The organism is Sphingomonas yabuuchiae, assembly GCF_001477495.1.
GTDB classification, from domain to species: domain Bacteria; phylum Pseudomonadota; class Alphaproteobacteria; order Sphingomonadales; family Sphingomonadaceae; genus Sphingomonas; species Sphingomonas yabuuchiae_A.
This window is the reverse complement of record NZ_LDTF01000007.1, coordinates 223282-245461: the sequence shown is the minus strand read 5'-3', so window position 1 is coordinate 245461 and position 22180 is coordinate 223282. Positions and strand designations below refer to the sequence as shown.

General features: G+C 63.1%; 19 protein-coding genes. 15 read left to right on the top strand and 4 right to left on the bottom strand.

Translation table 11 applies throughout. The annotated features are described in order from the left end of the window. Positions 1-44 precede the first annotated feature (44 nt). The 11 genes from NS355_RS02345 to NS355_RS02295 all read left to right on the top strand — a co-directional run bounded on the left by NS355_RS02345 (position 45) and on the right by NS355_RS02295 (position 14714). Positions 45-5642, top strand: coding sequence for a phage tail length tape measure family protein (locus NS355_RS02345; protein ID WP_058744182.1), 5598 nt, complete (start codon positions 45-47; stop codon positions 5640-5642). Beyond that, positions 5639-8962 (top strand): hypothetical protein, encoded by a 3324-nt coding sequence (locus NS355_RS02340; RefSeq protein ID WP_153007993.1) that lies wholly within the window; start codon positions 5639-5641, stop codon positions 8960-8962. Before NS355_RS02345 ends, NS355_RS02340 begins: the two co-directional genes overlap by 4 nt. Positions 8963-8974: 12 nt before the next feature. Next, positions 8975-10606, top strand: coding sequence for a sialate O-acetylesterase (locus NS355_RS02335; protein WP_058744180.1), 1632 nt, complete (start codon positions 8975-8977; stop codon positions 10604-10606). 103 nt (positions 10607-10709) lie between these two features. Further along, entirely contained in the window at positions 10710-10955 is a 246-nt protein-coding gene (locus NS355_RS02330) for a hypothetical protein (RefSeq protein WP_058744179.1), read from the top strand. After that, positions 10952-11203 carry a hypothetical protein gene (locus NS355_RS02325; protein ID WP_058744178.1) on the top strand — a complete coding sequence of 84 codons (252 nt, stop codon included), beginning with the start codon at positions 10952-10954 and terminating at the stop codon, positions 11201-11203. Before NS355_RS02330 ends, NS355_RS02325 begins: the two co-directional genes overlap by 4 nt. 48 nt (positions 11204-11251) lie before the next feature. After that, a complete protein-coding gene (locus NS355_RS02320) occupies positions 11252-11500 on the top strand; it encodes a hypothetical protein (RefSeq protein WP_058744177.1) in 249 nt (82 codons plus the stop codon). Continuing rightward, the gene (locus tag NS355_RS02315) at positions 11484-12032 is read left to right on the top strand and encodes a lysozyme (protein ID WP_058744176.1); all 549 of its coding nucleotides are present in this window, start codon (positions 11484-11486) and stop codon (positions 12030-12032) included. The genes NS355_RS02320 and NS355_RS02315 overlap by 17 nt, the downstream gene beginning before the upstream one ends. Continuing rightward, entirely contained in the window at positions 12029-12424 is a 396-nt protein-coding gene (locus NS355_RS02310) for a hypothetical protein (RefSeq protein WP_058744175.1), read from the top strand. Before NS355_RS02315 ends, NS355_RS02310 begins: the two co-directional genes overlap by 4 nt. A 55-nt stretch (positions 12425-12479) precedes the next feature. Continuing rightward, positions 12480-12638 carry a hypothetical protein gene (locus NS355_RS18890; protein WP_167345385.1) on the top strand — a complete coding sequence of 53 codons (159 nt, stop codon included), beginning with the start codon at positions 12480-12482 and terminating at the stop codon, positions 12636-12638. A gap of 19 nt (positions 12639-12657) precedes the next feature. Further along, positions 12658-13113, top strand: coding sequence for a hypothetical protein (locus NS355_RS02300; protein ID WP_058744173.1), 456 nt, complete (start codon positions 12658-12660; stop codon positions 13111-13113). After that, entirely contained in the window at positions 13113-14714 is a 1602-nt protein-coding gene (locus tag NS355_RS02295) for a hypothetical protein (RefSeq protein WP_058744172.1), read from the top strand. Before NS355_RS02300 ends, NS355_RS02295 begins: the two co-directional genes overlap by 1 nt. Here NS355_RS02295 and NS355_RS02290 read toward each other — a convergent pair. Continuing rightward, positions 14708-15001 (bottom strand): helix-turn-helix domain-containing protein, encoded by a 294-nt coding sequence (locus tag NS355_RS02290; protein WP_167345384.1) that lies wholly within the window; start codon positions 14999-15001, stop codon positions 14708-14710. The genes NS355_RS02295 and NS355_RS02290 overlap by 7 nt on opposite strands. Positions 15002-15043: 42 nt before the next feature. Beyond that, entirely contained in the window at positions 15044-16006 is a 963-nt protein-coding gene (locus tag NS355_RS18515) for a hypothetical protein (protein WP_153007992.1), read from the bottom strand. A gap of 188 nt (positions 16007-16194) precedes the next feature. Here NS355_RS18515 and NS355_RS02285 point away from each other — a divergent pair, with 188 nt between their 5' ends. From NS355_RS02285 to NS355_RS02275, 3 genes are all read left to right on the top strand, one after another. Beyond that, the gene (locus NS355_RS02285) at positions 16195-16623 is read left to right on the top strand and encodes a hypothetical protein (protein ID WP_058744170.1); all 429 of its coding nucleotides are present in this window, start codon (positions 16195-16197) and stop codon (positions 16621-16623) included. A 571-nt stretch (positions 16624-17194) separates the two neighbouring features. Then, positions 17195-18559: a hypothetical protein gene (locus NS355_RS02280; RefSeq protein ID WP_058744169.1), complete on the top strand. Its 1365-nt coding sequence runs from the start codon at positions 17195-17197 to the stop codon at positions 18557-18559. Positions 18560-18657: 98 nt separating this feature from the next. Beyond that, complete coding sequence (locus NS355_RS02275; RefSeq protein WP_058744168.1) at positions 18658-18978, top strand: hypothetical protein; 321 nt, start codon at positions 18658-18660, stop codon at positions 18976-18978. 189 nt (positions 18979-19167) lie between these two features. Here NS355_RS02275 and NS355_RS19385 read toward each other — a convergent pair whose 3' ends face one another. Continuing rightward, positions 19168-19788, bottom strand: coding sequence for a PAS-domain containing protein (locus NS355_RS19385; protein WP_275934705.1), 621 nt, complete (start codon positions 19786-19788; stop codon positions 19168-19170). 148 nt (positions 19789-19936) lie between these two features. Between NS355_RS19385 and bfr the strand changes: the two genes are divergently transcribed. Beyond that, positions 19937-20458 (top strand): bacterioferritin, encoded by a 522-nt coding sequence (gene bfr / locus NS355_RS02265; protein ID WP_058744167.1) that lies wholly within the window; start codon positions 19937-19939, stop codon positions 20456-20458. Between the two features lie 337 nt (positions 20459-20795). Here bfr and der read toward each other — a convergent pair whose 3' ends face one another. Next, entirely contained in the window at positions 20796-22166 is a 1371-nt protein-coding gene (gene der / locus NS355_RS02260; RefSeq protein WP_058744166.1) for a ribosome biogenesis GTPase Der, read from the bottom strand. Positions 22167-22180: the final 14 nt, after the last annotated feature.

Here is a 22180-nt window from a genome sequence, read left to right as displayed (position 1 = left end):
GGGCTGTCCGTTCGGGCGGCCCTTTTTCTTTTGGAGCGCCGCTGATGGACAATTTCGAAGGTGCGGCGCTTGGCGTCGGGTTCGATATCGATACCGGCGGTTCGTTCGAGGCGCTGGCGCGTCTGGACACGGCTATCGACCGGGCCAGCGCGAACGCGATCGATGAGTTTAACAAGGTCGAACGTGCGTCCGCCTCGATGCTGAACCTGAACGGGGCGCAGGCTTCGCTGCGTTCGTTCGGCGCAGAGACGACACAGGCGGCGCGTGCGGCCATTCGTGAGTTGGCATCGGTCGAAAAGACCGGCGAGCGGCTGGTTGCCCAGATTGAGCGCCAGAACGGTGCCTTTGGGAAAACCCGCGAGGAAATGCGGCTTGCAAAGGTGGAGGCGGCCGCGCTGGCCGCCGAACAGCAGGGCCTGACCGAACTGGCCGGACGGCTGCGCGCGGCCGAGTCCGATCTGGCGGGCAAGGAACTGGCGGCCGCGCGCCGCGCCCGGTTCGAGGCCGAGGCGCTGGCCGAAGCGCGCGCAGAGGCCGAGGCGAAAGCCGCCATCGAGGCCGCGCGGGAGCGCGTGCGCGCGGAAGCGGCGCTAAATGCCCAGCTGCTGGAGCGATCGCGACTGCAAGGGCTGCTGGAACAGAATTTCGGGGTAAACCAACCCCGCGCGACCGATGCGGGCGCGACGTTCAGCGCGCTGGCCGCGCGTGCGGCTGAGGAAGAAACGCAGGCGCTGCGATCGGCCACCCTCGCCCACCAAATGTTTGAGGCGCGCGTCAAGGCGGGTGTGACGGCCCTGCGGGAGCATGAGGCGGCCGAAATCGCGGCGACCCGCGAACATGAAATGATGGCGTCGGCGGCCGATCGCCTGCGCGCGTCGATCGACCCGGCCTTTGCAGCGCAACAGCGATTCAACAAGGAAATCGGCGATGCGCGCAAGCTGGTATCGGCGGGCGCGATCGGTCTGGACGAATATGCCGCCAAGCTGCGGATGGAACAGGCGCTGCTGGACCGTGTGACGGGCGCGCATGAGGGCTTGGGGGATGCGCAGCGCCTGACCAGCTATGAGACGCTGAACCTGACCCGCAATCTGGCGGACGTGGGCGTGACGGCGACCATGGGCATGGACCCGTTCATGATCCTTGTGCAGCAGGGTCCGCAAATCTGGGACGTGTTCCAGCAGATTGAGGCGCGCGGGGGCAGCGCGGCCGCATCAATGCGCCAGCTGGGGCAGGACGTGCTGGGCTATGTGGTCAGCGGGTTCGGAAAGCTGGTGCCCTATCTGACGCCGACGAACCTGCTGTTGGCGGGTACGGCGCTGGCGGCCGTCGCGGCGGTTCGCGCGCTGGGCGAATATGGCGCGGCGATGCAGCGGCTGGAGGTCACGGCGGCTGGGCTCGGTCGCACATCCGGCCAGACGGCCGCCCAGCTGGAGACGGTCGCCGAGGCGGCGGCATCGGCGGGCAATCGGTCGCTGTCGGCCACCCGCGATAGTGTCGCGGCCTTCGCGTCGGCCGGGATCGAAAGCGGCCAGACCATCACGGCGCTGGCGGCCAATGTCGAAAAATACGCCAAGCTGACCGGGCAGGATGCCCCTGCCGCGCAAGCCGCGCTGGCCGAAGCCATGTCCGATCCGGGGCGGGCGGCCGACACCTTCACGCAACAGCTGGGTCTGCTGACCGGCGCGCAATATGAGCATATCCGCGCCTTGGCGGCGCAGGGTGACGGCGAAAAGGCGGCGTCCGAGCTGACCCGCATCCTGACCGCCGATCTGGTCGCGAACAGCCATGAGGCCACCGGGCTGGCCCATTACATGGACGCGCTGGGCGATGCCGTGTCCGGCGTGGCGGTGATGTTCGGTCGGCTTGATCAGCGGATCAAGAATGCCGGGGCGTCCTATGATGCCTGGCTAAAGCGGAATGTCGGTGGCTGGGCTGTCGACCTGATTGGCACCGGCAACACGTTGCCCACGGGGCCGAACGCGGCGGCAGGGCGCAATCAGGATCAGGTTGCGGCGCTGAACGCATCGCAATCGCTGAACACCAGCGGCATGAAGCAATTCAACGATCTGCTCGCCCAGCAGCGTATCCTGCAAAAGGGACTGGCGGATACGACCGGCCTGACCGCCGCCCAGATTGGTGCCCTGCGCCATGACTATGCGGCCGTCACCGACACGATTGCGGCGAACCGCAATGCATCGGGCCAGTGGATCACGACGCAGGAACGCGCCCATCTGGTCGCGCAGGCGCAGGTGCGATTGGGTGCCGCGCGCAATCAGACCGAAAAGGCCGCCGCGCAGCAGCAGCTGACCCGTCTTCAGCTGGGCGGTCAGGTTCTGACGCAGCAGGAACGCGAGACGCAGGCGCAGGACGCCTATTCCCGCGTGTCGGAACGGTATCACCGCGCCAAGAATGACCACGCTGCGCAGCTGGTCCGCGACGCGCAGGCGGTCGAGGCGTCCATCCGCAACCTTTATGCGCTGGCCGAGGCTTACGGCGTGTCCGGGTCGGCCGCGCTCATCGCGGAAGCCCGCGTGCGTGCGGAAAGCCATGCCATCCGCCAGCGCGGCGATATCGAGGCGGCGGTCAATCGGCAGATTGAACTGGCAATTGCGCAGCGTGTCGCGGACGGCGCGAAGTCCGTCCAGTCGATGAACGATCAGTCGCGGATTCAGGCTGACGTGAATGCGGCCGTAGCGGATGGCCTGATCCCGGCAGGCCGCGCCAACGAGATGCTGCGCGACCGGATCGCCGAATTGCCCTTGTTGGCGGCTCTGGAGGCCGCACAGCAGCGCGGGCTGACCAAAGGGGCAGCCGAGGCGCAAAAGGCGCTGGATGCTCTGCACGACGCCCAGAAGCGATCGAACGCGGCCGCTGTCGGTGCGAGGTTCTTCGCGGCCGATCAGGCCGCCGATCGCCGGTTGGCGCAGCTGGAAAAAGAACGGGACCTGATCGGCGCAACGGACGCCGAGCGGACCAAGGCTTTGGCGACGCTAAAGGCCACGCAGGAACTACCGGACCATGACTTCAAGGGCAGGTTCGCGGACGATTACATCGCCAAGCAAGTCCAGATTGCGGAAAATCAGCAGCAAATCCAGTTGCTGACCAACGCCTACAACGATTCGTTGAAGCATCAGGCCGAGTTGTTCGACGCGATCGCTGCGAATGTTCAGAATGCTGGGCATGGCATGGCGGAAGCCTTTGGCGAGGCGGGCCGCGCCCTGGGCGATATGGCGTCCGTCTTTGCGGGGCATCTGTCCGATCGCCAGCGCCTGAACGACTGGCAGCAGAAGGAACTGCGGGATGCCAGCCAAATCACGGTGGCAGAGGTCCGCGCCCGCAAGGAACGGGAGATTTCCGCGCTCTACACGGCCCGGTCCAGCACGATGCAAATCGCCATGTACGGCGACCTTGCGGCATCCGCGCGCGGGTTCTTCGACGAAGGTTCGACCGGGTATGAGGCGATGGCGGCGGCCGAAAAGGCTTTCCGTGCCGTCCAGTTCGCCCTGTCGGTGCGAGCCGTGGCACAGGACGCCATCGAGACGGGCAGCGCCATCGCCAAGAGCGGCGCGCGCGCGGCCGCCCATGCCGTCGAGGCGGTGGCCAAGGCGATTGCGGGCCTGCCCTTCCCGCTGAACATCGCGGCCGGGGCGGCCACGGCGGCCGTGCTGGGGTCGATCGGCCTGTCGATCGTCGGGGCGTTCGGCAAGGGCGGTGGCGATCTGCCGAAGGCCAATGCGGGCACCGGCACGGTGCTGGGCGACAGCGCGGCCAAGTCGGAGAGCCTGAAGCGGTCGCTCGATGCGCTGAAGGAAGTCGATACCGTTACGTCCGTCTATGCGCGCGAAATGGCCACGTCGCTGCGGTCGATCGACAACCAGATTGGCGGGCTGGCCAGCGTGCTGGTCCGGGCGGGCAATATCAATGCGTCGGCCGGGATCACCGAGGGGTTCAAGACGGACCTGACCGGCAAGCTACTGTCCAACGCGGTCGACCCGCTGGGCATCCTGTCCAAGATTCCTGTGATCGGTGGCCTGTTCAGCGGCATCAAGGGCCTGATCGGCTCGCTGTTCGGATCGACCACCACCGTTGTCGGCAATGGCCTGTATGGCGGCGCACAGTCGCTAGGCAGCATCCTGTCGGGCGGCTTCGACGCGTCCTATTATTCGGATGTCGAGAAAAAAAAGCGGTTCCTGGGCATCACGACCGGCAAGTCCTATTCCACCCAATATACCGGCGCGGATAGCGGGCTTGAGAACCAGTTCACGCTGATCCTGAAGGAGTTCAACAGCGCGATCGTCGCGGCGGCCGGGCCGCTGGGAGTGGCGACCGGCGATATTCAGGCGCGCCTGAACGGCTTTATCGTCGACATCGGCAAAATCGACCTGAAGGGCCTGACCGGAACGCAAATTCAGGAAAAGCTGACCGCCGTTTTCGGCGCGGCGGCTGATCGCATGGCGGACAGCGCGTTCCCCGGTTTCCAGCGCTTCGCGAAGGTCGGTGAAGGCGCATTCGAGACGCTGGTCCGGGTGGCGTCCACCGTCGAGGCCGCGACCACCGCGCTGCAAAATCTGGGCGGCGCGGCGCAGGCGCTGGGCGTGGATGCGAAGATGGGGCTCGTGGCGCAGTTCGAGAGCGTCAGCGCGTTCACCAGCGCCACGGATGCCTATTTTCAGGCCTATTACAGCAAGGCCGAACAGTCGGCTGCGAAGACCGCGCAGCTGGGCCGCGTGTTCGACAGCCTAGGTCTGTCGATGCCTGCCAGCCTGTCGGCCTTCCGCTCGCTGGTCGAAGCGCAGGACCTGACCACGACGGCCGGACAGGCAACCTATGCCACGCTGCTGAAGCTGGCGCCTGCCTTTGCCGATCTGCAATCGGCCTTGGAGGGCGTGAAAAGCGCGGCCGATATCGCCAGCGAACGCGCCGATCTGGAACGTAGGCTGCTGGAGGTGAATGGCGATACCGCCGCGATCCGGGCGCTTGATCTGGCCAAGCTGGATAGCAGCAACCGGGCGCTTCAGCTGCAAATCTGGGCAATTCAGGACGCGCAGGAAGCGGCCAAGGCGGCCGACGATCTGCGCAAGGCATGGTCGGACGTGGGCGACAGCATCATGGATGAGGTCAAGCGCATCCGGGGTCTGACCGAGGCGGGCGGGGATGGATCGTTCGCGACCATCATGGGGCAGTTCAACGCGGCTAATGCGTCGGCGCGGGGCGGCGATCAGGACGCGGCCAAGCTGCTGCCCAGCCTGTCGCAGTCGCTGCTGACGGCGGCCGCCAATTCGGCGACCAGTCGGCAGGAACTGGACCGCATCCGCGCCCAGACCGCCGCCCAGCTGGAAGCGACGTGGGCCGCTATTCAGGGGCGCAGCACCGTCCCCGTGACCGGCAGCAGCATCGTCGCGGGCAAGGCCGTGACGATGCCCGGCGTGGATGCGGCGACGGGACAGGCCGTGCCCCCGGCGAATGACGATCTGATCGCCGAGTTGCGCCAGCTGCGGGACGAAGTGGCCCATCTGCGCCGGGAGAATGTCGCGGGCCATGCGGCCACGGCGAGCAACACGGGAGGCATCAAAAAGACCTTGGACAATGTGACCGCCGAGCATGGTGGGCAGGCGATCAGCGTAGCGGGGGCGGCGGCATGATGGAGGTGGTGACGGCCGATGGCGGCCGCCTGACGATCGGCACTGTCGAGACGGGCAGCACGGTCGGGATCATCGACTATAGCCGCCGCGTCACGGACGATTTCGGCGTCACGACCGTCGTGCAGCGCGGTTTCGCGCGTCGACTGTCGGTGCGGCTGGCGGTGCCATTCGATGATGCCAGCGCATTGCAACGCCGTCTGGCCGATCTGCGCGCCACGTCCGCCCAGTGGATCGCCGATCCGCGTTTCGCATGGCTGAGCCCGACCGGCTTCTACAAGGATTTCGATATCGATGTGGCGGTTCGACCGCTGTCCTTTTGCACCTTGTCGGTCGAAGGGCTGGCCGAAACCGCGTCTGTGGCCGATCCGGGCGGCGATCCCGCGCCGAATGGTCGTCGGTCCACCCTCCAGCTGCTCCAGCCCTATACGGTCACGGAAGCGATCCTGACCGCCTCCAGCGTCGCGGAAGACGACGCCCCGGCATGGTCGGGCGTGACCGGCTATATCAAGGGCGCGCGCGTGCTGCGTCAGCACCGGGTCTATGAGGCCCTGATTGCCAACAAGGCGGCCGATCCGCTGCTGGCGGCCGGTGGGCAATGGCTCGATACCGGCCCGTCGAAGCGCTGGGCACCCTTTGACCAGGCGCTCGGTACGGTGGCGCAGGCGGACGGCTTGATGACCATGCGGCTGGAGACGGCGCGCATCGAGGGCGTGGCGTTGCTCGACGTGACGGGTGCGACTGTCCGTGTTCAGGCCGATGGCTATGACCGGACGCAGGCCGTGACCGGCGGGGCTGTCACCTTCCTTGATCTGGGCGGCAAGGCCCGCGTCACGGTGACGATCGCCGGGGCGGGATCGGTATCGGTCGGCACGCTGCTGATCGGCCGTGTCGTGGCGTTGGGCACGACCGAGGCGGCCCCCACGGCCGGGATCACCGATTTCAGCCGCAAGACGGTCGACGACTTCGGCGAGGTCACGATTGCCAAGCGCGGCTATGCCAAGCGGATGACCGCCAAGGCGCTGATCCGCACGGACGCGCTCGATATCGTCGCCAATCGCATCGCCACGGTGCGGGCCTTACCGTCGCTCTGGATCGGACAGGACGGGCTGGACTGCCTGACCGTGTACGGCTTTTTCCGGGATTTCGGCATCGAGGCGGGAGCGGGCGTCAGCAAGCTGTCGCTGTCGATCGAGGGTCTAAGCGCAGCCGATAAGGCCGCGCCGCTCGTATCGTGGCCGGATATCGGCGATCCGAACGGCACGAAGCCCAAGGACAATGCGGACAAGACCAGCGAGAATACCGCGAAAGACACGGCGGCCGTAGGCGGCCGGGACAGTCAAAAGTTCGTGTCCGACTTCGATAGGGTCCAGACTGACCTGAAATCGGCGCTGACCGATATCGGCGATATCAACACCGACCTGACCGCCGCTCTGGGGAAATTCGACGGCGTGTTTGAAACGGTCGAATTGCTGACCCCGAGCGTGTTCGACGTGGTGCGCATGTTCGGCACCCTCAATTCCTACATGCGTGCGCGCACGACGCTGGAGGGGATGCCGATCGGGACCGTCGTGGTGGAGACGCGGGAAAAGACGGACAGCGCCGTCGAGGATTTGAAGTTGCTGGGCGCGCGGTCGCTGAACGGAACGGCCTTCAGTCTCGACCTGACCACGGTCATGGTCGATGCAAAGACCTCGCTGGCGCAGCGGTTCACGCAGATTGAGGCCAAGGGCGCGGGCGATCTGAACGCGTTGGCCTCGTCGCTCACCACCGCCATCACGGAAGGCGACAATGCCAGCGCGACCCGACTGGAGACGCTGGAGGTCGGAGCCAAGGGCATATCCGCCAAGGTGCAATCCCTCCAAGAGGCGGTGATTGACGGCGACGATAGCCTTGTCCGCCAGCTGTCGACCTTGAAGGCGGCAAACTCGCTATTGGCCACCACCATATCGGACCTTGAAGAGGCCACGGTGTCGGGCACCAACTCCGTGGCCAAGCGCGTGGGCGTTATCGAATCGTCGCTGAATACGGCGGATACCGGGGTATGGGCGCGGATCGGAAAGGCCGAACAGGTCATCATCGCCAACAACACCGCGACGCTGAGCAAATTCGAGGAATTGAACGCCGCGATCTACAGCCCGAACGGGGGCGTCAAGGCGACCATTGCCGATCTGGTTGAGGCGACATTGACCGGGGATACCTCCGTCGCCAAGCGGGTCAGCACGATCGAGCTATCGCTAAACACGGCGGATACCGGCGTTTGGGCGCGGATCGGCACGGCCGAACAGGCAATCGTCACCCAAGGCAGGGTGTTCGGCGAGCGGATTTCCACGCTGGAGGTGGGCCTGAATACGCCGGGAACGGGTGTGTGGGCGCGGATCGGCACCGCCGAGCAGGCGATCACCGAACAGGGGCGCAGTTTCGCCAGCCGTATCAGCGTGATCGAGGCGGGCCTCAACACCCCCGAAACGGGTGTATGGGCGCGCGTAGGTTCGGCCGAACAGGCGATCACCACCGTCAATAGTGCCCTCGCCACCTTCAAACAGGATGTGACGGCATCGCTCGACACGCCGGGGACGGGCCTTAAGGCCAAAGTCGGGTTGCTGCTGTCCGCGACGGTCGATCCCCAAAATGGGGCCGAGGCTAAAGCGGTCCTGGCGCTCGACTCGCAAGGCCTTGTGTCGGGGATCGTCGGGACGAACAACGGCACGGTTTCGCGTATCTCGTTCAAGTTCAGCCAGACGGACTTTTTCCGGCCGGATGGGACTTTGCTGCTGCGCATCGGCAATGCGAGCGCAGGAGAGGACCCGAACGCGGTCTATATGCCCAATGTCGTCGTTGATCGACTGAGGGCCGATACCGTCCAATCGCAGCATATCCAAAAAGGGGCGGCGTCGGCCTCCCGCTTTGCGGTGCTGACCCAAGATGCGTCCGTGGCGCGGGTGGCGACCTATCAGAACATCGCCACCGTCAGCTTCAAGAAAGAAGAAGCCGGTAGCTATATCTTGGTTCGCACCAGCCTCAACTGCCGAAGTCAGGATGACCTTCAATTCATCGTGGCGATGTCGGTTTCACTGGAGGGCGGCGGGACTTACACCGTCAGCAGCGAGACAAACATGGTGTTCGACAACACCAATTCTTTGGCGCGGATGCCGATCAGTCCGTTCGCTTTGTTCAGCGATCCGGCTGTTCTGGCGCATGTCGGCTATGTCGCAATCAACATCTCAATTCGCAACACGGAAGTCGACAACATCCCGCTGATTATCGCGGCGGGATCGCTGGTCGAATTTGTCGAAGTCAAAGGCGCGATGCTGGGCGCGTAGGGAGAAACCTTCATGAGTGATTTTACCGCTGCGACGGCCGCACTGCTGCGCGCAACGACGCTGATGCTGACCACCCGCAATGAAGTGCTCGATTGGGCAAGCGGGGCGGCGACCGGCGGCCCGAAAGGTGACGGCACCTATCCATTCACGCAGGATGACGGGTCGGTGATCTATGTTCCGTCGCCCGCGCGGATTACCGCCGCCAATCCCAATCGCGTGCTTGTCCCGGCCATCGTGACGATCTGGGCGGGCCAGTCCAACGCAGTGGGGTCGCCCACGGACCGAACAACCGATTATGTCGCTGACCCGCTGACCATGGCCTATCACAAGGTTGATGGCCTGCGGCCGTACCTGCCCAACACGTTCGCGGGCTACAGCAAGGGCAATCCGACTGGCGAATGGGCGGCCGAACTGCGCTATGCGCAGCGGTTCCGCGCGGCCTATCCGCGCATCCCGCATTTCATCGTCAAATACGCGATGGGCGGGACCATGATCTATCGCTCTGACGATGGTCAGGCGACGCTCGATTGGAATGTGCAAAGCCAAGATGAGCTTTATGCGCGGACCCGGACCCATGTCCGCGACGCGATGGCGGCGATCAAGGCGGCTGGATATGATCCCATCATCCGCTTGGTCGGATGGGTGCAGGGCGAGAATGACACTTCAATCCCCCTGTGGGCGGACGCCTATGCCACCAATCTGACAGCGCTGCTGCGCGGGATGCGCGATCTCGATGACGGCTGGCGGGTCGGGCCTAGCGCGCAAATCTATATCGCCCGATTGAGCCAGACCTTTGTGGACTACGCGATGGGCGCGCAGGCCAATAACAGGGCCTCGACCGTCCGCGCGGCGCAGGATCAGGTCGTCTCGGCAAGCCCCGGCGGCCCAACGATCTTGGTCAACACGGATGGCCTGCCGATCGAGGCGGACAAGACGCATTACAGCAAGGCGGGTCTGTACCAGCTTGGCGACCGCTTCGCCGATCTGGACGCCCTGGGCAGTCCCGCACAGGACATGCCGGGCGCGGTCACCGGATTCGCCGTCGCCAGCACGACTTCCACCTCCGTGACGCTGACGTTCAATGCGGCCGCACGCGCGACCAGCTACCAATATCGCCTGAATGGCGTGGGGTCGTGGGAGGCGCTGCCCAATGGCAAGACGATCGAGGGCCTGACGGCGCAGACGAATTTCTCCGTCCAGGTTCGGGCGCTCAATAGCGGCGGGTCCGGGCCGGAAACCGCGCCGGTCGGCTTCACAACCGAGAATAGTGGCCCTGCGCCGATCCTCAAGAACGGCACGTTTTCGACGGCAGCCGGATGGCTCCTACGCGACGGCTTCACAATCAGCGGCGGCAAGATGCACCTGAACGCTGTTCCGCAATGGACCTATTCCGAGCACGCCAACATCAGTCTGGTCGCGGGGCAGCAATACAAGATTACGGCCACGCTTAGCAATGTAGTCAAGGGCATGATCGTCTTTGGAACCGAGGGCAGCAGTTCCGAGACGATTCGGATCGGCTTTGATGCGAATGGCACAAAATCGGCCACCTTCGTCGCTGCGGCGGGTGCAACCACGCTTATCGTCAAGTCCACCGAGGAAGGCACGACGATGGACCTCGACGACATCATTATTGAACTGGCCTGAAGGCCCACGTTCTTCCCGACCCGCCAGATAAGGATTTTTCCCATGACCGAAGCCATCCGGCGCGGGCCGATCGGCCCGCGCCACCTGTGGGCGCGCGTGCGAAATGGCTGACCCGCCCGTACCCGGCTCGCCAAGCTGGAAGGACTGGATTCCGGTCATCTCGCTCGCTGGCTTTCTGGCGGGCGCGCTGCTGACCGGGGGAGGCTTCATTCGGGAGTTGCACGACAACACGCGCCGTCTCGACCTTCTGGAACAGCGCGTCGAACTGCTGCGCTCGATCGATACGCGCACGGCGCGGATTGAAGCCAAGCTGGAGGTGCTTGCACCCGACAAGGGGGCGCGGCGATGATCGAAGGCGGCGTCATGATGATCGTCATCAGTTGGGTGCTGATGTGCACCGCCCCGGCCGAGAAAATGGTCGCGGGGCGGCGTGCTTCCCGGCCGGTGGCGATCGGCATCGTCCTGCGGGAGGCGTATCCGCCGCCCGCATCCTCCCCCCTCATGAACGAATTGGTGGCGGCAGCGGACGCCAGCCTTGAACAAGATGCCCTGATGCGCGGCGAGCGCGGCATCCGCGCCATTTACGATCAGGCGTAACCGCTGACGGCCGGTTGCCGTCGAACCCTCCGACTGGAGATTTAGACCATGAAGCTGATTGCCGACTGGCGCCAATCGTGGCGCTGGTGGTCCGTTCGCGTGTCCGCGTTCGGGGCCATGATTTTCGCGTTCCTGCTGGCAGCCCCGGATCAGGCGCTGGCGATCTGGGCGGCTCTGCCACCCGAGGTTCAGGCACTGATCCCCAATGCCAAGGAAATTGGCCTTGCCCTGACGATTGCGGCCTTGGTGGTACGCGTGATGCGACAGAAGGGGTCGGGCGATGCAGCGCCGCGCTAAGACCGCGATCGGCGCGGCCATCGCGGCGGCTGTTGCTGTGGCGCTGCCCATCGCCCTGCCGCTGACCGATGCATCGGAGGGCCTGCGGCTGAAGGCCTATCAGGACCCGGCGCGCATCTGGACGATCTGTAACGGTCGAACAACTGACGTGAAGCCGGGTGACACGGCCACGCGGGAGCAATGCCGCGTCTGGCTGCACAGCGAATTGGCCGAGCATATGATGGCCGCTGCCGAGGCGACGCCGCGACTGGTCGAAAACCCGCAGGCTTTGGCGGCGGCCGGTGACTTTCACTACAATGCCGGGCCGGGATGGTGGGGCAAGTCGCCGATGGCGGCGCATTTCGCGGCAGGGCGATGGGCCGAGGGGTGCAAGGCCTTCATCGGCTATATCGTGATGGCGCAGGTGCCAAAGCCGATCGCGGGGGCGCGGTGCACCCGAAACGCAAAGGGCAAGCTGTATTGCGAGCTTCCCGGCCTTGTCACCCGCCGCCAACGCGAAGCGCGGATGTGCCAGACGGGACGCTGGCAATGAAGGCGCGCGGCGTTGCGTGGCTGGTGGTCGCGGCCGTTGTCGTCGGCCTGATCGTGCTGGCCTTCATCACCGGGCGCGGCGCGGGGTCCGATCATGTGACGGCGGAAGCCCAAAAGGATCACGGCGCACGGGTAGCCGAGGCGCGCAGTGATGAACGGACGGCCGCGACCAGCACCGCGACGATCGCCGCCCGCACGGCCCGCGCTGATGCGCTGTCCGATCGCCTAGTCCGTCAAACCATAGAGGATCTGCGAAATGCGATATCCCAAGTCCCTCCAGCTCGGGGCGGCGATCCTGTGCCTGCCGCTCCTGTCGACAGCGTGCGCGCCAGCCTTAACGCGGGCATTGATCGCGCGAACCGAGCGGCCGGTCCCGCCAGCGCTGCCCACTGATCTGACCCGGACCGAGCGGCTGGAGCCGTTGACGGCCAAGCCTTCGGGCAAGCTGATGACGATCGATCAGGCCATTTTCCTCGAAATCGTGGAGCGCCTGGCCGAGGCGATCGGCGCGGTTGAGAGGGGCAATGGCCGCGCGGTAGCCGTCGCCCATGAGCGCGAATGCCTTCGCGCGATTTTCTCCACGGGAGCCACCCCCAAGGGCTGCTGACCAATCGAAAGGATGGAATATGAAAACCTGCCTCTTGGCGGGCGCGGTGGCGCTCGCCTGTTCATCGGCCGCGATCGGGCAACGGGCCGGGTCCGCACAGGCCCCGGCCGGATTTGCGCCGATGCAATCCCCATGTGCCGTGCAGGGTGACGGCACCTGTGTCGCGGTCAGCACGGCCGCGCCGCTGCCCACGGCCGCCAAGCAAGAGACGGTGCAGCTGGTCGCGGGCAACGTCACGGCCGCGCCGGTCGTGGTGTATGGAGGTAGCTATGTGCTGGTCCAGTCGTGCACCGGGTATGGAACTCTGACCGTGCGGTTTCTCGGGCCGGATGGCCTGACCATGCTGCCGCTGACCAGCAAGACGGCGGCCGATAGCGGTGGCGGCTCCCTGCTGTCGCTGGGCGCAAATGCGGTGGTCGATGCCACCGTGTCGGGCACCACGGGCTGCAATGCCCTTCTGTCGAGGATTCCGTGATGCGCGCGCTCTTGATCCTGCTGGCGGCGGCGCTGTCGTCGCCAGCCATCGCCCAGACCGTACCGCTGGGCGGCGGGCAGCTGGTCGGCACGACCGTGCCCGCGCCGCCCAGCGGGTTCGGCCATACGCCGCCCTTTACCGTCATCCGCTCGCCGAGCGGTGTCTACCGCCACACCTTCGACGTGACGACGCGGCGGCCGACGCCTACCGTGACAGTCTATGTCGGGCCGGGTGGCGACAACACCAAGGATTGCCTGTCTTGGGCGAACAGGTGCCGGAGCCTGCGACAGGGCATGGTGCGGGCCGGTGCCCAGACGACGGCGCAAGTCGTGCGGGTGCTGGCGCAGGCGGGCGTCTATCGCTCGACCAGTGTCGATGCGTCGAACATCCCCGACGACTTCGGCGCATGGCTGGGCGCACGCAATCTGGTCATCGAGCCGTGCGACAGTGCGGGCAATCCGCTGCCCGCATCGGACGGGCGCTTTTCGCGGGCGGCGCAGGTGATTTCGAGCCACGAGGCAACGCTGCCCAGCTTCACCGTGACCAGCGACCCGCGCGTCTACGTGGCGACCTATACGACGCAGCCGGTCGACAGGCAGGCTTGGGACGAAAAATATTCCAACCGCTTCGGCAGGCCGTTGGGCTTGCTGACCGTGCCGCCCGATGGCGTCGCGAATGTCGCCAATCCGCTGGCCGAAATTAACATGGCGGCCGACACCTTCGGCAAGGGAGCCATGTTTCTCGACACGACGAACAAGAAGATTTGGGTTCGCCTGTCGGACGGCCGCGCGCCCGACGCCGATCTGCATATCAGTGCCACCGGCCGCCAGCTTTATCTGGCGATCGGCACCGACCTGAATTTCTCGCTCTACATGCGGCAGGTCGACCAGTGGGGTGGGTATTTCCAGCTGAACGGCTGGCCGAATAGGTCGACCTGGGCAATCTCGATGGTCGACACCTATCAGGGCTATGTGATCAATGGCGCGAGCCTGTTCACCACAGCCGGGTCGGTGGTCTGGGAACGCAGCGTCATTTCGGATTATGCGATCGATGCGTTCGGCACCGGGACCGAGGGCACCGAAAACGGGTATTTCATCTGGTACGAATTGGACACGATCGCGGAATGGGGCGGCTTTGCCCAGACCACGAACGACGGCAGCGCCAATTCGTCGACGCAGCACCGGCATTCGATCGGGGTCAGCGTCAACACCGTGTACCGCTATAATACCAACAGAGCGGTGCACGACATTGGTGACGCACGAAGCTGGCGGCTCGGGCTGACGGTCGGGCCGTCCACCCGCGCGGTGCAAGAGGCCAGTGGGCTGGTCAAGCCGCTATCGACCAGTGCCAAGCTGGCGGCCGTCGCGGTCGCGGCGGGCTATTATGACGAAACAGGTCCACAGACGACCAAGGTATGGGTTGATGGCCTCACCGTCGTGGGGCCGATGAACTACGCCTTGGGAGCCTATAATAACGTCAACGGTGCCGGGCCGGGCGGGACGATCTACTACCGCAATGTCACGATCCCGGCGGGCATCCCCAACACGGTCGCCTCGCCCTATTCCGGGCAGACCCAGACGGGTGCGATCCAGCCTTATTGATGCACGGACGCCTTGCCGATGAGGCGGGCGACCGTATCGGGTTCTGCCGCGATCATGGCGAGCAGAACCCGCGCTGGCGCGTCGGGCTGCCGCCTGTTCTGTTCCCAATCACGCACGGTCCCAATCGGCAGGCGATAGGTGTCGGCAAATTCCGCTTGGGTTTTCTTGGTGGCCTTACGGATATCCTTTACGTCCAGCGGGGCCGCCACCCGCCCGCGCGTCGTGTCGCCTTCGGCAAAGGCGATAGCGTCGGCCAGCCCGGCCGCGATTTTGTCCACTGCTCTCATGTTTGCCCACTGTTCTCATGTTTGCCCACTGCTCTCATGAATTTAATTGTTCAGAGGCCTATTTGCGAAGAGCCACCTATCTACGAAAATAAATAATTCGGTGGCGAATTGAACACTTTTTTCAATATAGAAACTAACTATTTCCCCCTTAATGGCAAATCGATCTCCAATTTCGTATCTTGGGATTATCTCTGACTTCTGAACCCTGCTCAAAAACTTCTGATCCACAACACCGCTTCGGTGAGCAAAAAGATTTCTTATAGCCTCCAGATGAGATACATCTGGATCGAATTTGGCAAATATTTCATCTGTATTACTGTCAGAAAAAGCAGATTTATATGCAGACCTTATTCCAGAAAGGGAATTCATATCCACCTTGTTCATCGACGTGATTATTTCACCCATTTTATTCGAGACGTTAAAATCAAATTTTCTCAGAATTTGAACAGGGAAGCTTTTTTCACTACCCAAATAGTTAGCTGCTAGGGGCTCGGGCGAGATATTAAGTGCTACAACCCAAATATCGCTCACCATTGCCTCGACTGCGCTCCATGTCTCCAGAAGTTCGGCTGACATCAGCGTCTCAAGACCAAGTCCATGGCGCTGGGGGTCCGCATCAACAATCGAGCGCATCAAGTCGCAGCCATCCCGCCAAGCTTCGCCCGATAATGGCGCCATAGTCGTCCACTCATCAAAAGCCGCCTCGAATTTACGTTGAAATTCGGCATCAGCCGGAGCTGCGCCCCGAACTCTACCCGGCAATTCGATTTCCCGACCTAAGCGAACCTTTGCCACATCCCCAATGCGCACCATAATCCTTATCCAGTACGCCATATCTGGAACCAGTCCTCCGAGGCTGCGCACTCTCATCATATTAGCAAGGAACGCAGAAGCGACAGGCTTAAGTTCGTCAGTCAGAATCTCAGAAAGCCTCGTCTCATAGTCACAGTTGGTAAGCCAATGAGACGAATGGCCAAACCTATAAACGTCTTTTGGATCAAACATGTAATTTTCCCGCCAAGGTATTGCAGATCATCATGCCATACTTGCACTGTCGCAACACCGCCGCCCAAAAACCGACGTTGCTCGTGCTGCCTGCTGGCCCCAAAAACTGATGTCCGCTTCCCACCCATAAGCGGACGGTCTGCTTTCGCCCAATAGCGGACGCTTGGAAGCAGGCTTATAGCATTGGCATGTCAGACGGGGCCAACATGCACATACGGTGGAATCCTCTTCCCGAATTGCCGGAGCATCCGTGCGAAACAGCGCATATAAACTACGACGGCGAACGTCTGGCCGTGACAGCGATATATGCCATGAGTCCACCCGCCAGGGCGATCCTAATCGACTTTGGAAGGGTCGAGGCGTTCAAGGCGTATGAAGAGATGTCGGACCCGTGGATGGACAAAAAGCCGTCTCAACCATTCATCGAAAACGCTGCGCTGAACCCATGGGTTTGGCCGCTGCAACAGGTTGTGCATTCCAACTGGATCGAGCGTGTCTTACGCCGGAACGGCGGCATTGATGACTACGATTGGCGGCACTACGTTATCGTCACAACGGATATTACGCTTCATGTCATGACCGCAGGCGAACCAGACGAGGTGGCGCTGTTGCCATAGCCTCAGGTCGGCTTCCGCCCACTTGAAGACATTCGACAGTGGTGCGACTAGGCGCAATCGATGGTGTTTGCTGCTTTTGTTTGCTGCCTGTTGAAAGAGGCGGGATGGACCCCTGCACCCTAACAATCTCGACCAACGGGGACGAAAGTCAGTCATGGCCATGCCATGCTGCGTGTTACCGGGCGAGGCTCGGCGACTTGCCATACGGGGACGCGCTCTTCGAGGCTAGCGACGGCTAGCGGATGCCTGCTTTCCCCCCAGTAGCGGACATTCCGCTTGCGCCCAATAGTGGACAATCAAGCTTGCAGTCCGAGGGATCAGCAGTAGCAGGATCTCAACGCAGCCCGTCCATCGGACGGGCACAGTTCCCCCGCGTGCGAGGACGGTGCGACCCAGTCGGGCTGCTCCTGGTCATCGAGCGATTGCAGGTCTACCCCGCCAGCGGCTTAATATACGGGCACCGGCCACAGCCGCGGTCGCGGTCGCGGTCGCGGTCGCGGGCAACTTTTGTTCAGTTTAGCCCTAGACTCTTTTGCTCCGCCACCTAGCATGAGCTGAAGGGGGACTTCAGATGCCGACGACCAGTGACATAGCAAAGAGTATCGAAGGCGCGGCCACTCGCCTCGAGACGATCTTTGGGAACACCGGCTGGTCAAAGTCAGCGCCGATGATAGGCACGTTCGGGTACAATGCACCGGCCGCAAGCGTAGATTTCATCACTATTTGGGCTCGGTCGATAGCAGACCGTGTCAAGTCGCTCACCAAGGCCGAACTCGACAAGGGAAGTCTTTCTGACCTGCTGTCCAAGTCAATGCCGCTGTTCGACACGATCCAATTCGGAAATGTAAGTCAAGACGCCGACGGGGTCGTAGGGGGCTTCACGACGCTTCTCGCAGCGCTTGATGCGCGCCTGCCGCCGATCCCGTCGCCGCCTCCACCACCTCCAAAAGTTGATTGGGAGGATCTTCGCGAAGAGAAGACGCTGTTACCAAAGGATTTGGCGCGTCGGCTTCGTGGCGTGGCCTCCAAGCTGAGCGAGCTCGAGCCGCGGGGCGCGGAACTCGATCGCATGGTCGCCGAAATCATAGCTGCCCGCGCGGCGGCGGAGGATCTGCCGACCGATATTGAAGACCTCAGAGAGAAGAGGGCCCTTGTACAGCGGCTCGCTGATGAGGCTGCTCAGCACCTCGAAGGCGCGAAAGGTTCCAGTATCGCGGCCGCCGAGGCCGTTACGGCTATCGAAGAAATTACGGCGAAAGCTGAACAGGCGACGGCAGCCAGCGAGAAGGCTCTTGTGGGAGCAACTGGTGTCGGCCTCGCTGCAGCGTTTGAGAACCGTAAGGCCGCGCTCAGCACGGCTGGATTTTTTTGGACGTTAGGGCTGATCGGCGCCCTTATTGCGGGACTGATCATCGGATGGGATCGAGTCAGTGCACTCAAGGAGGTCCTCACAGGAACTCGTCCTGCCAGCGTGATTTGGGCGAACGTCGTCTTGGCGGTGGTAGGCGTCGGTGGTCCTATCTGGTTTGCTTGGCTTTCAACTAAGCAGATCGGAAGCGCGTTCAGGCTCGCCGAGGATTATGCCTTCAAAGCTGCGATGTCGAAAGCGTACGAGGGGTACCGGAAAGAGGCGATCGACCTAGATCCTGACCTACGCAGTCGCCTCTTCGACACGGCTCTGACCCGCCTCGAGGAAGCGCCGATCAGGCTGCTCGACACAGCGCATCATGCGTCGCCCCTGCAAGAGCTGCTCGCCAACCCGGCATTGCGCAAGCAACTGGAGGCGATCCCCGGGGTGATAGACAAGATCATCGCATTAATTCCGCTCAAAGGCGGCGGAGCGGTTGTCGCGCCGATAGGTGCTGCGGCTGCTGCGGCAGCGGCTTTGAAGTCGGCTGGGGATGATCAAAAAGCTGACAATGAGAAGGCCGAATAATCCCTCAACCGGCGCGCCTCGCAGCGTTGAGGTGAACAGGCTCGTGCGGCGGATGTCGCCCATTTGCAGACGTTCCGTGGTTGCCGCATGTTGCCAGCATGACCGGCTATGAAGACGTAGACGCGACCATCGCTGCTTGGGCGAATGCCAACGTCAAGAAGCTGTTCGATGAGTGGGCAGGAAAGCCCGCAAGGTTCGCGTATCTACCGGGTCTACGCCCGCTGGAATGCTTTCAAATCTGGGTCCAACCACCGTCTTCTGGTCGGATCGTGGTTTCGGCAGCCTCCGTCGATACCGATGATGATACCGAGCACCACCGGACATGGGACGGTCCCGTGGACAGCCTCGCCACCATGCTCGACGATGCAACAGCAGCCGTTCGGGAGTGGGCGAACCGCCCTTCTGCGAGAGGCAGCTAACCACCCAATGCGGACATTCTGCTTACGCCGCTGGTAAGCGCTCATGGGTTGGACATTCTCAACCCGGCAAGGAGGGGTGTTGGGCAGCAGTACGTGTCGGTTAGACATTTTATCATACTGTTTTTACTGATTTGTTTAAATCCTGCCGGGCCCACCAATTCGCCGCCTCGTCTTCGGCCCCTACCGATCCTAGACCAGATCGAGCGACGCCGCGTTGATCCGGCTGATCTCCACCAGCACATCCGACGTCTCGATGGACAGGTTGCGCACCTCTTCGGCGACGACCGCGAAACCACGGCCCTGGTCGCCGAGCCTCGCGGCCTCGATACTCGCGTTCAGCGCCACAAGCCGGGTATTGGCCGATATGCGGCCCACGCGTTCCAGCATGGCCACGGTCTCGCGGTTCAGATCGTCACGCTGTCGGATCACGCGCGTCAGATCACGCTCATGCGTCACGTCGACGAACGTCAGCACCGCCCCGGCATCGGGTTGCGGGTGATAGGTGATTTCCAGGACATGACCGTCGTCGAAATAATGGTCGAATTGCCGGCGAACCCCCTCGCGGGCCCATTGACGATGATTGTCGAGGATGGCGGCCTTTCGGACGTCCGACCAACCCACCAAATTGCCGACATGATGGAGATAATCGGCCAAGGTCGATCCCTTGGTCACGGCGTTGTCCGACAGGCCGAAGATGCGGCTGACATAATGATTGATCAGGAGGATTTTCTCGTCCCGATCATAGATCACGATACCGTGCCGGACATGTTCCATGACCAGCGCTAGCTGTTCCGCCGCACTCACCGACACCGGGCAACCTCATTTCTAATCTATGTTGCCTTTATCAGCTTATTGAGAAGATGAAAGCGCGAGGCATTTTTACGTATGAAATCGGCCTTGCCGGAAACGCATTTGGTCTTCTAAGGTGCCGTCAAACACATTTGCAAAGGGTGAGATCATGGCAGTTAAGGGCGATCCGAAGGTCATCGAGTATCTGAACGAGGCGCTCAAGAACGAGCTCACCGCGATCAATCAGTATTTCCTGCATTATCGGCTGCTCGACCATTGGGGCGTCTACAAGCTCGCCCAGTTCGAATATCACGAATCGATCGACGAGATGCGCCATGCCGACTGGCTGGCCGAGCGCATTCTGTTCTTGGACGGCCTGCCGAATTTTCAGCTGCTGGGTCGCCTGCGCATCGGCGAGACCGTCGAGGAGGTGCTCAAGGGCGATCTGGCCATCGAGGTCGAGGCCGTTGCCCAGCTCAAGGAAGCCATCGCCTATTGCGAGGAAGTGCGCGACTATGTCAGCCGCGACCTGTTCCAGCGCATCCTGGCGAGCGAGGAAGAGCATGTCGACACGCTGGAGCGCCAGTTCGAGATGATCGCGCGCATGGGCATCCAGAATTATATCCAGCTGAATGCCATGGCGGAGAATGACACGCCCAAGTCGGGCGCGGCGCCGCACCTTCGGGGTTAAAGATTACGGGGGCGAGCCCGCGAGGGCCCGCCCTATATGTCCGATTTCACCCCGCGCCCGTTCAGCCTGAGCGCAGTCGAAGTCCACGAGTGAGCGCCTGTTCCGGCTCCGGGCGGATGTCAGCTCTCAAATTTTGATGATATTGCATTGAGCCGAAGCAAGCCCCTCCCCATCAGGGGAGGGGTTGGGGTGGGGCCTTGCCACAGGCCGCACACTTGCGGGCACGCCCCACCCCCGGCCCCTCCCCTGAAGGGGAGGGGTGAGTCCATCTCATGTCATCCTGCTACAGCCTTCGACTCCGCTCATATTGAACGGAGCGCAGGATTGTGGCCGCCCCTCAGTCCTTCTTGCCGAACGGGTTCTTCGGTGCGCGCAGCGTCAGACGCACCGGCACCGCACCGAACCCGAGCTCACGACGCATCGAATTGACCAGATACCGCTCATAGCTGGCGGGCAACTGGTCGACGCGCGTCCCGAAGATCACGAAGCTCGGCGGACGCGATTTCACCTGGGTGACGTAGCGTAGCTTGATCCGCTTGCCGCCCGGTGCGGGCGGGGGATTGGCCTCAACCGCGCGCTCGAACCAACGGTTGAGCTCGCCGGTCGGCACACGCTTCGACCAGGCGGCGCGCGTCTCGAACGCCGCTTCGATCAGCGTATCCAGCCCCTTGCCGGTTGCGGCGGATACTGCCAGCAGCGGCACGCCCTTGACCTGGCTCAGCCCGTCTTCCAGCGCCTTGCGCACGCCGTTGAACAGCGACGACGGATTTTCCGCGACGTCCCACTTGTTCAGCGCGATCAGCAGGGCACGCCCCTCTTCCAATACGCGGTCGGCGATGCGCAGATCCTGCGATTCCAAACCCAGCGTCGCATCGAGGAGCAGCACCACGACCTCAGCGAAATCGACCGCGCGCAACGCGTCGGCAACGGACAGCTTTTCCAGCTTGTCCTGCACCTTGGCCTTCTTGCGCATGCCCGCCGTGTCGATCAGGCGGACCTGCCGCACCTCACCGTTGCGGTCGTGCCATTCCCAGTCGATCGCAATCGAATCGCGGGTGATCCCCGCTTCCGGCCCGGTGATCAGGCGATCCTGCCCCAGGAAACGGTTGATCAGCGTCGACTTGCCCGCATTGGGGCGCCCGACGATTGCCAGCTTCAGCGGCGCGAAGGGATTTTCGAGATCGACCTCTTCATCTTCCTCCACCTCGCGATCGATAAAGGGGAGCAGCGCCTCGAAAAGGTCGCCCACGCCTTCGCCATGTTCGGCCGAAAGCTGCACCGGATCGCCGAAGCCGAGCGCCAGGGCCTCCAGTATGCCTTGTTCGGCCGCCCGGCCCTCCGCCTTGTTCGCGGCAAGAACGATCGGGGTGTCGGAACTGCGCAGCCAGCGGGCGATTTCTTCGTCCAGCGGCATCACCCCCGCACGCGCGTCGACCAGGAACAGCGCGACATCGGCCTCGCTGACCGCCGCCTCCGTCTGGCGGCGCATCCGGCCGGGCAACGTGTCGGGGTCTTCGTCTTCGTAACCGGCCGTATCGATGATACGAAAATCCAGGCCGAGCAGATGTGCGTCGCCTTCGCGCCGGTCACGCGTCACGCCGGGCCGGTCGTCGACCAGCGCCAGCTTCTTTCCGACCAGACGGTTGAACAGCGTCGACTTGCCGACATTGGGACGGCCGACGATCGCGACGATAGGGAGATTAGCCATCGCCGTCCGTTAGC

Bases quoted from the DNA above. Each gene is read 5' to 3' on its own strand.
- NS355_RS02300 (WP_058744173.1), top strand. From the start codon at position 12,658: ATGAAAACCTGCCTCTTGGCGGGCGCGGTGGCGCTCGCCTGTTCATCG.
- NS355_RS02345 (WP_058744182.1), top strand. From the start codon at position 45: ATGGACAATTTCGAAGGTGCGGCGCTTGGCGTCGGGTTCGATATCGAT.
- NS355_RS02310 (WP_058744175.1), top strand. From the start codon at position 12,029: ATGAAGGCGCGCGGCGTTGCGTGGCTGGTGGTCGCGGCCGTTGTCGTC.
- NS355_RS02280 (WP_058744169.1), top strand. From the start codon at position 17,195: ATGCCGACGACCAGTGACATAGCAAAGAGTATCGAAGGCGCGGCCACT.
- NS355_RS18515 (WP_153007992.1), bottom strand. From the start codon at position 16,006: ATGTTTGATCCAAAAGACGTTTATAGGTTTGGCCATTCGTCTCATTGG.
- NS355_RS02275 (WP_058744168.1), top strand. From the start codon at position 18,658: ATGACCGGCTATGAAGACGTAGACGCGACCATCGCTGCTTGGGCGAAT.
- bfr (WP_058744167.1), top strand. From the start codon at position 19,937: ATGGCAGTTAAGGGCGATCCGAAGGTCATCGAGTATCTGAACGAGGCG.
- NS355_RS02335 (WP_058744180.1), top strand. From the start codon at position 8,975: ATGAGTGATTTTACCGCTGCGACGGCCGCACTGCTGCGCGCAACGACG.
- NS355_RS02325 (WP_058744178.1), top strand. From the start codon at position 10,952: ATGATCGAAGGCGGCGTCATGATGATCGTCATCAGTTGGGTGCTGATG.
- NS355_RS02320 (WP_058744177.1), top strand. From the start codon at position 11,252: ATGAAGCTGATTGCCGACTGGCGCCAATCGTGGCGCTGGTGGTCCGTT.
- NS355_RS02290 (WP_167345384.1), bottom strand. From the start codon at position 15,001: ATGAGAGCAGTGGACAAAATCGCGGCCGGGCTGGCCGACGCTATCGCC.
- NS355_RS02330 (WP_058744179.1), top strand. From the start codon at position 10,710: ATGGCTGACCCGCCCGTACCCGGCTCGCCAAGCTGGAAGGACTGGATT.
- NS355_RS02340 (WP_153007993.1), top strand. From the start codon at position 5,639: ATGATGGAGGTGGTGACGGCCGATGGCGGCCGCCTGACGATCGGCACT.
- NS355_RS02295 (WP_058744172.1), top strand. From the start codon at position 13,113: ATGCGCGCGCTCTTGATCCTGCTGGCGGCGGCGCTGTCGTCGCCAGCC.
- der (WP_058744166.1), bottom strand. From the start codon at position 22,166: ATGGCTAATCTCCCTATCGTCGCGATCGTCGGCCGTCCCAATGTCGGC.
- NS355_RS18890 (WP_167345385.1), top strand. From the start codon at position 12,480: ATGACGATCGATCAGGCCATTTTCCTCGAAATCGTGGAGCGCCTGGCC.
- NS355_RS02285 (WP_058744170.1), top strand. From the start codon at position 16,195: ATGTCAGACGGGGCCAACATGCACATACGGTGGAATCCTCTTCCCGAA.
- NS355_RS02315 (WP_058744176.1), top strand. From the start codon at position 11,484: ATGCAGCGCCGCGCTAAGACCGCGATCGGCGCGGCCATCGCGGCGGCT.